Source organism: Alkalihalobacillus trypoxylicola (assembly GCF_001590785.1).
Taxonomy (GTDB): Bacteria; Bacillota; Bacilli; order Bacillales; family Bacillaceae_D; genus Alkalihalobacillus; species Alkalihalobacillus trypoxylicola.
The window spans coordinates 176,881-189,521 of sequence record NZ_LTAO01000034.1 but is presented as its reverse complement, the minus strand read 5'-3'; the positions used below and the strand labels follow the sequence as shown (position 1 = coordinate 189,521).

Genomic DNA, 12,641 nt, shown 5'->3' with positions numbered 1-12,641 from the left:
TCTTTTAATAAAGGGTTATGATGTGCTTTTTTTATCTATTACCGTTAAACTAAGATGGGGGATAGGATGAATGAATCGCACTTGTTTAATTCTATATGTCTAAAGGAGATGGCTATGCCAGAACAAGATGCTAAAATATATGCAAAAATGAAGCTTGGTGATAAACAAGCTCTAGAAGAGCTTTACGATCGATATGTAAAGCTACTCTATTCTTTTAGTTATAAAATGCTACAAGACAAACATACTTCAGAGGAAATTGTTCAAGAGATTTTTGTGAAAATCTGGACACAAAAAAGCTCCTATGACGAAACAAAAGGAAAATTTTCTAGTTGGCTATTAACGATTACTAGACACGCGATTATTGATTATATGAGAAAGAAAAAAGAGCTGGTCTCAGATATGACAGCTCGTGAACTACAGCCGGATTCTGAGCAAAGTGTAGAAGATCAAATTGAATGGAAAGAAAAGAGAGAATATATTAAAGAAGCGCTTAATCAGCTAAAGGAAGAGCAAAAGCTTGTGATCGATTTATTTTATTTCAAGGGTTTGTCTCAACAAAAAATTGCTGATCATTGTCGCATTCCTTTGGGCACAGTCAAAGGGAGGCTCCGATTAGCTCTAAAGCATTTGAAAGGAAAAATGCAATTGAGCGAGCAAGGAAAGGGGGGGAGCATATGAGCAATAGTTGTGAGCGTTTAATGGATTATTATAACGAGCATCTAAAAGAATCTGAAAGAAAACAATTCGAAGAACATTTAGAGAACTGCTCTAATTGTCAGGAAGAATTAGCAGAAATTCATTCACTAATGGATGACCTTGGTTTCGATGTCGAACCAATAGAACCTCCTACAGAAATGAAGGCTAGAGTATTAGATGAGGTTTTTAAACATGAGCCTCCCCAAAAGAACAATACTATCATGGCAGCTGACCCTGGAACTATAAATAAAGAAAATTCACAGTCTGATACAACTGAAAGAGAGGTTACACCATTAGAAAAAGCTTCGATTCCAAGCAGTCGAAAAACCAAATGGTTAATTCCAACCATGGCTGCTGCTCTAATACTCTCATTAGTGGGGAATGTATACTCTTATAATCAATTAGCTAATATTGGAGAAGAGCCGCCCGCTGTTCCAGAGACATTTGTATCAGTCGATTCTCTTGAAAGAATGGTAAATCTTCAGCCAAGTGAAGAATTAAACTTTCAGGCTACCGCATTGTTAGTTAATAAAGAAAATGAGAGAGAGCTTGTTGTTCAAGCAGAAAATCTTGCACCTACAAATGAAGCAGAGGTCTATCAAGTATGGCTCTTAAAAGACGGCGAGCCATTTCGTGCAGGAACGTTTACACCGAACTCGGATGGTTCTGGTGCTTCAACCTTCACTATAGAAGACCCCTCCATTCCATTTGATACGATAGCTATTACCATTGAACCAAACCCAACAAGTGAAACACCACTCGGAGACATAATATTAAGCGAGGTCATTTATTAAATAAAAAATAGTCTACTTTTTTTACAAGCTGTTCACCGTCCATATTGACTGGTAGAACAGCTTTTTTATTTCATTCCCGCTCTATTTAATTTAGAAATAGCAAAAATTAAAAAAACTTTTTCAAAAAAAGTGATCCAAATGAACATCTCCTACGTTAGCTTAGTGAACAAACAAAAAAGGAGAGTGTTTAATATGAAATTCAGAAAAACGATTTTAACTTTAATTGCCTTTTTATTATTAACGCCAACATTTGCTTTTGCCGAAAACTCAAATAATCCAACAGAAACACCCGCCGTTGAATTACGAAGTGCATTATCCCATTTACTATCTGAACATTTTGTTTTAGCTTTTAAATCAATGACGATGCATTATGACCAAGCACCCGGAGCCGATGAAGCTCAAATGGCTTTAGAAGAAAATGCAGCAGATATGAAGCCTGCCATTGCTTCATTATATGGAGATGAAGGGGCAGAAGAATTTGATCGTATTTTCGCCGACCATAACAAATATACAGCTGATTATGCTGTTGCCGTTCGAGAAGAAGATCAAGAAGCTCAAGAAGAAGCCACAGAAATGCTCGATATGTTTATTGAAGATTTCTCTAGCTTTTTAGGTGAAGCAACGGAAGGTAACTTACCTAAGGAAGCAGCTATGGAAGTACTAGAAATTCATGAACAACAGGTGGAAGATGCCTTTAATGCCTATGTAGATGGAGACTATGAAACAGCTTATATGACATTTAGAGAAGGCTATATGCACATGTTTGACGTTAGTGCTGCTTTGACAGAAGCGATTGTCGCACAATTTCCAGATGATTTTGAAGGATCATTATCAAATACTGATGCAGCCGACTTAAGAATGGATTTAAGCAGCTTAACGGCTGAACATTTCTTATTAGCAACAACTGGAATGATAAAGGAATTCTCTGAGTCACCTGATTTAGACTTTGTTAGCTGGGCTGAAGATGAAAACACAGCAGATTTAAAAGCAGCTATTTCTTCAATTTATGGAGAAGAAGGCGGTAATCAATTTGAAATGATTTGGCAAGGAAATCATATTGTCGCTCAAAGTGAATATGTAACAGCGGTTAAAAATGAAGACGAAGAAGCTAAGCAGGAAGCCATTGATAAATTAAACACTTTTGCGATTGAATTTGGAGAATTTGTCGGTGAAGCCACTGAAAATAACTTACCTGCGGAAACAGTAACAGAGCTTGTTAATAAGCATGAAGAGCAAGTGATGATGACGTTTGACCTTTATGTAGCAGAAGATTTTGATGCTTCCTATGACCAATTCAGAGAAGGATATGCTTTTATGTTTGATATTGGAAAAGGATTATCAACAGCTATCGCTACTCAGCATAGTGAGATGTTTGAAGAAGATAATATGCCTGGAATGCCTAAAACAGGTATGGGAGGTATGAGTCAAAGCTCTTCCCTTTTCCCTACAGCCCTTTACCTATTAGCTGGTATGCTTATTATAACTGGTGGAGTTGTTGGTCTTAAAAAGTTTAAATCAGAACGCGCATAAAAAATCTAATCCGAAGTAACTTTGTTACTTCGGATATGCTTATGAGATAGGAGTTTATGAGATGACGTTTATTTTGAAGAAATCAATTTGGCTTATTCTCTTTCTCTTTATCATCGGAGTTCTAGGAGCCTGGTTTTACGGGACCGAAACAAATGAAACGCACAGAACTAGCCAACCTTCGAACAAAGATGAAGGAATGAAACCTGTAGAAACCTCTGAATCGACACCTGAAATTCAAGAGCTCAGTTTAGCAGAAGAATTTAAAATAAGTGAGGATGACTTTGAGATTCTTCAGCAACTTTATCAAGATACTCAAAGTATCCACCCAGAATTTTTACAGATTCCTAAGCTCGACATCTCGACAAATATTATTGAAGTAGGCCAGCTTGAAGATGGGAGTATGGGCGTTCCAGATAATGATATTGATGTAGGTTGGTATGAGCCAGGTCCTCTTCCAGGAGAAAAGGGAAATGCTGTTTTAGCAGGTCATGTAGACAGTAGAACCGGACCAGCCATTTTTTATGAATTGGATCAATTAGAGGTGGGAGATGAGATTATCATTCAAGACTCTAATGGTGAAGAGCTTTTATTTGAAGTAGAAAAAATGGAGAGCTTCCCTTTTGATGATGCTCCTCTCTCCGAAATATTCGGTTCCTCTGATGAGAAAAGATTAAATCTTATCACGTGTACTGGGGTATTTAATCGAGAACAAGGAACCCACGAAGACCGATTAGTTGTTTTTACTAAATTAGTAGAGGATTCTATCTCAGAAGAAACACCTGAACCACCAAGTCAAATTGAAATAAACGGACAGCTCCTTACCTTCCACGCTAATCGAGATGAATTTGTCATCGGTTATCGGGTTTATATGATAGAAGAAAATGGAGAACCCGAGCATGTCACTAGTATTGCCAACCATGAAAGAAAAAGCTATTTAATGGAAGACCCTAACCATAACTACATGGTTAGAACCGTCAATATAACGGGAGAAGAAAGTGAATAACAGTATAATGATACAAAACGAACTCTTTCTAGTGGAGTTCGTTTTTTTCTATTACAAGGGGGCGTTAAATTTAGTAAGGTTCTTTCGACTAGACCTCGGTTATGCTCCTAAAGAATCGAGCTTCTAATCGTCGGATGTTGACCTTCCTTTTGAACCTTCCCTCTCTTTTCAGCTCCTTACCAGTGAATAGGGCTCTTTCTTTTGAGCCTTTCCTCTGTTATCAAGCTCCTAACCGGCAAAAGGCGCTCAAAAAGAGCTCGTCCACTTCAGAACAAGTGAGGTATCTTTCCTAAATAGAAATTAATCTAAAAAGAGGTTTAACCTTTAAAGGTCAAACCTCTTACATTACAAATCGATTCTCTGTTATTATTTCTTATTTCTTCCGACATAGTAGGTTTCCGGCGGCCCTAAATAGCTCTCTGCTGGCTGTTTTCCTTCTTGGTAAATGACTAGCTTTTCCAATACAAATCCGGGACTGACTGCGAATATTTTAAGCTTATTTAACCCTTCTTGGCATTGAATTGAATGATAGCTTCTATGAATATTATTTAAAACGCCAGCAGCCCAATTAGGATCATCGACACGAAATCCTTTTGGTAAAATACTCTCCACATTCTTTTTACCTTCATCGATTTGAATTCCACAAAATATGGGTTGATTCGTTGTTTCGGGATTTGAAGGCTGTGTGTATAATTCTAATGAATAAGTACCGGCTTTCTTCACAAATAAATTATATTCGAGATAAGGCGCATCCTCAATTTCAGAGAAATAAGCTGTAGTTGGGAAAGCTTTTACTGCTGATAATGTCTTCCCATATCCCTGTATGACTTGAAATCTACTAGCTTCTTCTCGGTGAACTCCTTCTTCATTTAAAAAATAATGCTCTGCTTCGATTGAAATATAATCATCCTGTTCAATAAAAGTCATATTGGGTAGCTCACTATAATCCTCTGCTGTTGCATGAACAATGATTTTACAGGTTCCACAAGGCATACTAACAGTTATTTCCCCTACTGTTTCGCCGTCCATTTTTTGCCGGTCAATCCTCACTTCAATTTCCTCAAAGGTTTTTTCTATCCCATCTAATAGCCCTTTTTTCTTAGAACAGCTTAACCATTCATCCTCACAGACAATTTCATATTCAGCTCTTAACTCACTGAGACTAGAAACGGTAAAGGAGGCTCTTTCTCTATCAGAGTGTAAAAAATCATTTAAAAACACTTGATTATTGTGCCAAGCCGGTCCCTCTGTATGTTGATTTACTCCATTTACAGAAACAACTAAACGCGGTTTATTGGCAGGCCATACCTGCATAGTAATTGGATTTTGACACTCCTCCTCATTCCAATGCTGAAATCCGATATGCTCAGAGAGCCCCATTCCAAACCATCTTTCATGATCGATCGAATGGTATTCCTCTACAAGCTCTTTATCTCTTTTTAGGCATTCTCTAATTCTATCCGCTAACTTATTTGCCTCCATTTTTCCTAACTTGGCATCATAATGATTTTTTTCAGTTAACAGCCACATTTTTTGTAGATTTAGATTCCCAACAGCCGGATAATAGATTAATGAAAAGAAGGAAGAAGCATTCTTTTTATCCACTCTTTCAAAGAGTCTCTCGGCGATCGTTAATAGTCTATTGATTTCTTGCAAAGTAATGTCCGCTTCCTGGTAATGGACGGCATGATAAACCCCTACATTTATCGTCTCTGGTCGACGTTTATGTGCGATCTTCGTATAACCCGTTAAAAGCTGAAAGATATCTTGTAATTCTTCTTGTTCGAAAGCCCCAGAAAACTGTTGACTTACCCATTCCTGTGTATATGCATCTGTTTTATTTATGGAACTGGTTCCCCACTTTTCAAAGTCATAGGCCAAATCTAAAAAGTAGGATAATGGAAATTCTTGAGTAGCAATATCTCCCACATTGACAATCCAGAGGTCTCGAACACCAAAATCGTAAGCCATCGTCATTTGCTCCCACACCTTAGGAAGGTATGAACTGTTTATCCATTCATAGGATATAGGTCCTCCATGATAATCAAAATGATAATACATTCCATACCCACCCGAATGCTTCCTCATTTCTTCAGTAGGCAATGTTCGAAGATTTCCATGATTATCATCACAAAGCATGAGTATAACGTTTTCTAGCTCCTCCGAATTTTTCAGTCCAGCCGTTTGTTTATCACCATAAAAAAATGGTTCTACCTCCTTATATAAAGCAAGCATTCTAGGGACCTCTGATAGATTAGGATTAATGTGATTCTCTATCAAGTCGTTTTGAGTTTCCAATACATCACGAAGTAATTGAATATTATCAGCCAATGTTGACTCTTTCCCCATAATAGAAGTGTCCGCTTCTCCTCTCATTCCCATCGTTATGACATTTTCAAAATGACCAGTTCTCTTTAAACCATCTTGCCAAAACTTTATAATTCCTTCTCTATTATTAATAAAGTTCCAAGAATCTCCGTAAATTGAATTCTCGCCTCGTAAATATTTATATTCTTCCCCATAGCGTAAACATGGCTCGTGATGAGAAGCCCCCATAATGACACCATATTCGTTTGCCAATTCCGCATTAGCTAATCCTGGACCGTCATCATTAAAACGAGCTGACCACATAGCAGGCCACAAATAGTTGCCTTTTAGCCTTAACAGTAGTTCAAAAACATGCTCATACATGTCAGCATTAAATCCATCAAAATGTTTGTTCGTCCAATTTCCAAAAGCTGGCCATTCATCGTTTATAAAAAAGCCACGGTATTTAACGGAAGGCTCCTTTGAAAGATAATGATAACTTTCTCCCAAAGATACTGTCTTTTTTTGCTGTGGATATACTCGGTTCCAATTAACAAGTGGTGATACACCTAATCGTTCAGAAAGATGAAAAAGCCCATAAATAGTTCCTCGTTTATCACTACCTGCGATGACAAATGCCTTTTCCACTCCTCCTATTGGATGATCGACTAATTGACAAAGAAAAACTTCTCTTTTCCCCTTTATCTCAGATAAGTTAATTAAATTCTTCTCATCTAGTTCAGTTAAAATAGTACTCCTCCCTATCGTTCCAAATATAATAACGTACTTTCCGAGCTGTTCTTTATCTGTTGTTTTCATAGGTAAAACACCTAAAACCAGCTCAATATCCTGCATAACCTTTTTCGCGACTTTTTTTACTCCATTAAACGCTTCATCCTCCTCATAAAACAATGCAGCAACTGACTGCTCAGACTTTTTCAACATCTCTTTACTTAAAATAAAATTCATTGAATATCCTCCTCGATTTTATAACACAGCCTCTTTATTCCTAAGTTGATTGACACCCGTAGTAAGCGGTTTCATGTATTAGTTTATTACTTCTTACATGGTTTTTCATCAGATACGATAAAAATCGAACCTGAAATGACATCGTCTTTTTACAAAGATATAATGATAGTAGAAAGAATAAAAAAACGGAGAATCTATTATGAATATTCAGTTATTAAAAACCTTTTGTCTTGTTGTAGAAACAGGAAGTATTAACCAAACAGCCAAGCAACTCTATTTAACACAGCCTGCTGTTACCAAGCATATACATCAGCTTGAAGTTGAATATGGAACGCTTTTATTTAATAGAAATGATGGCAGATTAACTTTGTCAGATAGCGGTCAAATTCTTTACCCATTCGCTAAATCTATTGTTCAAGATTTCAATCAGTCAAAAGAAGCGGTGGCAACTAGTATAAAGGGCTATGAGCACGCATTAAAGATAGGGGCAAGCCTTACAATAGGTGAATATTTATTGCCTCGCTTACTTGGAAGCTTTAAGCATCAAAACCCTGATTATCATCTATCATTATTTGTAGAGAACACGCCGAAAATATTAGAGCTTCTCCTTGATGATATCATTGATTTCGCTCTAGTTGAAGGGCTAGTAGAAACAACTAAGCTATCTGTAGAAAAAATGAAAGAAGATGAGCTAGTATTAATCCATCCTCCTAACCACCCTTGGTCTGATAAAAATGAAATCGAAATGAATGAAATTTTACAAGAAAGAATGATTTGGAGAGAGCCCTCATCAGGAACAAGAACGATTACGGAAAATTTTTTAAAACAATGGGGGATTTTAGATAAAATCGATAGTTATATGGAACTCGGCAGTACTCAGGCAATTAAAAGTGCCGTTGAAGCGGGATTAGGCATTAGTATTGTCTCAAAGCTTACGGTTTCGCGTGAAATTGAACAAGGATTTTTAAAGGAGATAAAAATAAAAGATGTAGTGCTTTCTCGCAACCTTTGGATGGTATGGAAACCCAAGAAATTTACCAAAAAAAGTGTAACAGCATTTACTGAATTTATAAGAACGCAATAGTTAAACTTGCTGATCTTCAAAGGAATTGAAGGTTTATTACGGCTGGTTCACTAATATTTGTCATTACACTACTTTCTACACCTCAAAGCTTGAGTAGCTTTTTTCCCAATACTACGATTTTCAAAATGAGCGAAATGTTTTTTGACTACATTAGTCACCAAAAAACGTAACGCTTTTTTCGATAAATCCTCCTAAACCGATTTGGTTATACCCTATAACAAAACGTGATTATCTATACCACACTCCTTCTGAGATAATAGTGTTAGAGAGCTTAGGAGGCAACTACATACATGGACATGACAACGATACTTTTATTATTTTTGATTGGCTTATTATCTGGAGGCTATGGATCAATTATAGGCTCTGGTGGTGGATTTATTTTTGTTCCAGCATTATTACTTCTCTTTCAAATCGACCCTGCTATTGCAGCTGGAACAGGATTAGCGATTGTTCTCATTAATTCACTGTCAGCGCTAGTAGGATACAGAAATGAACAAAACATTCAATACAAAGTTGGCTTTATGATAGGAGTCAGTGCACTTCCTGGTTCTTTAATCGGAGTTTGGCTTTTACAAATGTATACATCTCAATATTTTTATATTGTATTTGCTACATTTTTAGTAGGGTTAGGGGTTTTCCTCTTTAGTAAAAATATTCATTTTGAAAGTCGCCATAAAACGAATATGAATCTCAATAAAGAAGAGAATTTAACAGCTAAAACCTTCCCTATAAAGTGGCTCATTCCTTTTGGGTTTATGATGGGTATTTTGTCTAGCTATTTAGGAATTGGTGGTGGTTGGCTAATTGTTCCGGTACTAGTTTATCTTTGTCGTTATTCAATAAGACAAGCAACTGCTACTTCTATCTTTACACTATGTATCTATTCAACATTTGGGGTTTCCCTACAGATTGCTTATAACAGCATAGATTGGATGATTGTACTTTGTGGTGGCATAGGGGTCATTATCGGTTCACAGCTAGGAGTACGATTTTCAAAGTGGATACCTAACAAAGTGATTATGCAAATGCTTTCTCTCGTCTTAATATTAATAGGTTTTCGAATGTACTTTGGTTGATTATTGATTCATAAAAAGTACTACATAGTAAACACAAAAAACGGAGGACGGGACAATACTCATGAACGAATGTTTCCACACAACTTCGGTGCCCCGCTTTCCGCTTCCCCAAGGCACTTCGCGTCCGGTGGGGTGCTGCCGAACTAACTTTTTTAAAAGTGGATTTCGGAATGGCCACTTCCTCCCACTAAGTCTTCGTGCCTTGTGTCCGCTAGCTTACGCCTTCTACCCTTTAAAAAAAACTCCTTTTTTCACACTGTAAGGAGGGTTCATGGTTCGTTCTTAATGTTTGCATCCATTAAACATCATTTCAATTTTCTCTCATGTGGTGATTTTAAAACAAGTTTTGTCGCTGCCTCTTAGTTTTCTAAATAGGTTAAAGCAAACTCACCTCATGCTTATCAATAAGACTCATTTTAAGTAAAATTATTTACAGGAATTCCTTTCTTTACTTAAAAGCAGTTACATATTGATTTATTAACTTCTCTATTAAAGGATTTAATGGTTTAGGATGCTTATCTACATGGAAAATCCCTGTTTCCTCAAAACTTCATCGTCTTCCTGCTTCTTCAGTAGAATCCTCTATTTAAATTGATTGGATTCATTTTTATTATTTTCTAAGAAATCAAATAAGCCAGAGCCATTTATAATTTCATGAGTAGACAATAATGTCGTTTCATAAATGGTTGTATTTTGTTTTTTCATGAAGGATTGAACTACTTCATAACCAACTGCATAACCAGCACAAAAGGATAGACCAACAGGATTGTATCCTGCTTTTTTAGCTATTCATCTCCAAACATATAACTGCTTACTTCTGCAAATCCTTTAATATTTAATGCCGCTCCAATTACATGAATCGAGTACTCTAAATCATCTTTATCCATTTTTGTAATCCAAGGTCCTAGTTGCTCCTCTCCATACATTTCCTTTGCAAATGAATCAGCCAATCCTTCTATGACAAGGTAATCTCCAACTGTTACATTTCCATGATCCCATTCGAAATAAGAAAAGCGAATATTATGATGAAACTCATGAGCAATAATGGCAGGAATTTTAGTTACGTTCTGCTCATTCGGAAAAATATTTACCGTAATAAAACCAGGAATACCTCCAAATCCTGTATAGCCATTTTGAAGTTTTAATTCATCTGGATCAGCGACATACATGGCAAACACTATTTCCTCAGCATTTATTTTCAAACCCACTTCATTTGCTCTATCCATACATGCTTTAACTGTATGTTCTACTAGCAAATCTATATTCTTCTCTTTTAAAATAGATAACCCTTCTATAATTTGCTTATCATTAAAAATATCTGCATAGCCTAACATTTTTGAAGCCATGAGAACATCATACCCGTTTTCCTGTTTTGCTTTAAGCGGGACATTAATAGTACTCCACATCTCCTTAAATGGTAGCATCATGGTGTAACGAAAATAATTCTTTCTCTCTTCTAAATCGGTAACGGCTAGCATTTCTTGATACTGTTCAAATGTGTCTATAATTCTATATTTCAAGCTCATATTATCACACTTCTTCCTCTAATAATGGAGTACAGTGATTGGTTACACGTTTATTCACCAGTAAACCATTCACCTTCACATTTTAAGGCTAAACGATTACGCAGCGTGAATGTCAATACAACTTCTAACCTTAATAGGTGAAGACACAAATAGGCTCCCCCTTCTTATGATAAAAAGGAGGGCTAGTTTATCTAAAAAAAATTTTTCAAAAAACTTTGAATCCATTTCATCATTTCTAACTTTTAATGAAAAACGACCAATTAGGTTTTTGATTTTCACTATAGGTAGATGCTTTCCCAAGGGCTTGTCTTCAGCTAACTCTTACTAGGCAGAGCTTCGTCAGAGTGGATCTTCAGACTGCGCTCATCCTTTGGGAGTCACTACCTATCGTTACAATCAACAAGTGAATTCGCAAACATTCAAGACATTTTTATAATGAATGTTGGGTTTCGATCACTTATAGAATAATGATAAAATTCACTCTTTTAAGTAAACATATTTTAAAGGGCTTGTGAATTATTTAAATCAAAACTATGAACAAAAAATAGCTTCTAATTTATGGGAATTGTAGTTTTTTTCGATTCAAGTAAATTTCATGCAACTTTTTTGTTTTATAATCGTCTCTTTATTGTGGATATTTATGGAGGATTAAAATGACAACAGACAATCTATATAAGGTTATTGAAAATCTATATAAAGATTATTACCTCTATCTAAAGAATTTCTTATTTCATTTAACCAAAAATGAGGCAATAGCAGATGACATTATTCAAGATTTATTTTCTAAAATTTTAACCAATCCATCTATGGTTCAAGATGTTCATCACATAAAAAGTTGGTTAATTAAAGCGGCAAAAAATACACTACTCGATTATTACAAAAAGAAGAAGCCCGATTTACTAAAGGAAGAAAATATTATAGAAAATTTATTAATCAATAATCAAACACCTGAAGCACAGGCACTACTTAATTCACAAATTGATCATGTGTTAAGTATGGTATCGAAAACAGATAGATTAATATTATTAGCAAAATTTCATTATGGTTATGATTATCAAGAAATTAGTGAGCTTTTAAATATTCCTGTATCAACCATTAAATCTAAAGTGTTTCGAATAAGAAAACAGCTAGCTAAAAAGAGGTGACTTCATGAAAGAGGAAGAAAAAATTCATATCCTATCTAATGAATTAATTCCCATTCTAGATGAATTAGAGAAGGAAGCAAAAGATATTGTTTTAGAGCATATGAATGAGTGCAGTGATTGCCAGCGACTTTATAATGAAATAATCAATGATGAGACTCCTTTTCCGAAGTATCAACAAATGGAATCAAGAGAGATAGCACCTTTTAAAAAACTACTGCAATTTAATCGTGGACTAAAATGGCTATTTATTTCTATTCGAATAATCATTATTTTTCTTATCGTCTTTTCTGCACTTAGCTTCTACAATTTGGAATTATCTGCACAAGCAGCTATGGACTATATAAAAGCAGGTACTTTTATGTTTTATTTTCCTACTATGATTTTTTTAAATATATTATCCATTGTATTTTTCAATAAAAAATGGCTCTGGTATTTCATTCTTTTTGACTTAATGATTGTCTTATTTTTAGACCGAATAATACCGATTTTTTTATAATAGGAGGCGGTTATT

9 protein-coding genes and 1 pseudogene are annotated in these 12,641 nt (G+C 35.6%); 8 read left to right on the top strand and 2 right to left on the bottom strand.

What is annotated here, in order from left to right; all coding sequences use genetic code 11:
* The first annotated feature begins 114 nt into the window (after positions 1 to 114).
* The 4 genes from AZF04_RS16400 to AZF04_RS16385 all read left to right on the top strand — a co-directional run bounded on the left by AZF04_RS16400 (position 115) and on the right by AZF04_RS16385 (position 4,023).
* Entirely contained in the window at positions 115 to 678 is a 564-nt protein-coding gene (locus AZF04_RS16400; RefSeq protein WP_061949673.1) for an RNA polymerase sigma factor, read from the top strand.
* Positions 675 to 1,490 carry an anti-sigma factor gene (locus AZF04_RS16395; RefSeq protein WP_061949672.1) on the top strand — a complete coding sequence of 272 codons (816 nt, stop codon included), beginning with the start codon at positions 675 to 677 and terminating at the stop codon, positions 1,488 to 1,490. The genes AZF04_RS16400 and AZF04_RS16395 overlap by 4 nt, the downstream gene beginning before the upstream one ends.
* A gap of 192 nt (positions 1,491 to 1,682) precedes the next feature.
* Positions 1,683 to 3,020 (top strand): hypothetical protein, encoded by a 1,338-nt coding sequence (locus AZF04_RS16390; RefSeq protein WP_061949671.1) that lies wholly within the window; start codon positions 1,683 to 1,685, stop codon positions 3,018 to 3,020.
* Between the two features lie 61 nt (positions 3,021 to 3,081).
* Positions 3,082 to 4,023: a class F sortase gene (locus tag AZF04_RS16385; protein WP_061949670.1), complete on the top strand. Its 942-nt coding sequence runs from the start codon at positions 3,082 to 3,084 to the stop codon at positions 4,021 to 4,023.
* Positions 4,024 to 4,389: 366 nt separating this feature from the next.
* On the opposite strand, the gene AZF04_RS16380 is transcribed toward AZF04_RS16385, so the two are convergent.
* Positions 4,390 to 7,299 (bottom strand): glycosyl hydrolase 115 family protein, encoded by a 2,910-nt coding sequence (locus AZF04_RS16380; protein WP_061949669.1) that lies wholly within the window; start codon positions 7,297 to 7,299, stop codon positions 4,390 to 4,392.
* Positions 7,300 to 7,498: 199 nt separating this feature from the next.
* Between AZF04_RS16380 and AZF04_RS16375 the strand changes: the two genes are divergently transcribed.
* Positions 7,499 to 8,383, top strand: coding sequence for a selenium metabolism-associated LysR family transcriptional regulator (locus AZF04_RS16375; RefSeq protein WP_061949668.1), 885 nt, complete (start codon positions 7,499 to 7,501; stop codon positions 8,381 to 8,383).
* Positions 8,384 to 8,673: 290 nt separating this feature from the next.
* Positions 8,674 to 9,459 carry a sulfite exporter TauE/SafE family protein gene (locus tag AZF04_RS16370; protein WP_061949667.1) on the top strand — a complete coding sequence of 262 codons (786 nt, stop codon included), beginning with the start codon at positions 8,674 to 8,676 and terminating at the stop codon, positions 9,457 to 9,459.
* A gap of 582 nt (positions 9,460 to 10,041) precedes the next feature.
* Here AZF04_RS16370 and AZF04_RS16365 read toward each other — a convergent pair.
* Positions 10,042 to 10,985: pseudogene (locus AZF04_RS16365) on the bottom strand (DUF2268 domain-containing putative Zn-dependent protease).
* A gap of 653 nt (positions 10,986 to 11,638) precedes the next feature.
* On the opposite strand from AZF04_RS16365, the gene AZF04_RS16355 reads away from it, so the two are divergent.
* Both AZF04_RS16355 and AZF04_RS16350 read left to right on the top strand, forming a co-directional pair.
* Positions 11,639 to 12,130, top strand: a complete 492-nt coding sequence (locus AZF04_RS16355; protein WP_061949665.1) for an RNA polymerase sigma factor — start codon at positions 11,639 to 11,641, stop codon at positions 12,128 to 12,130.
* Positions 12,131 to 12,134: 4 nt separating this feature from the next.
* Complete coding sequence (locus AZF04_RS16350; RefSeq protein WP_061949664.1) at positions 12,135 to 12,626, top strand: hypothetical protein; 492 nt, start codon at positions 12,135 to 12,137, stop codon at positions 12,624 to 12,626.
* The last annotated feature ends 15 nt before the right edge of the window (positions 12,627 to 12,641 follow it).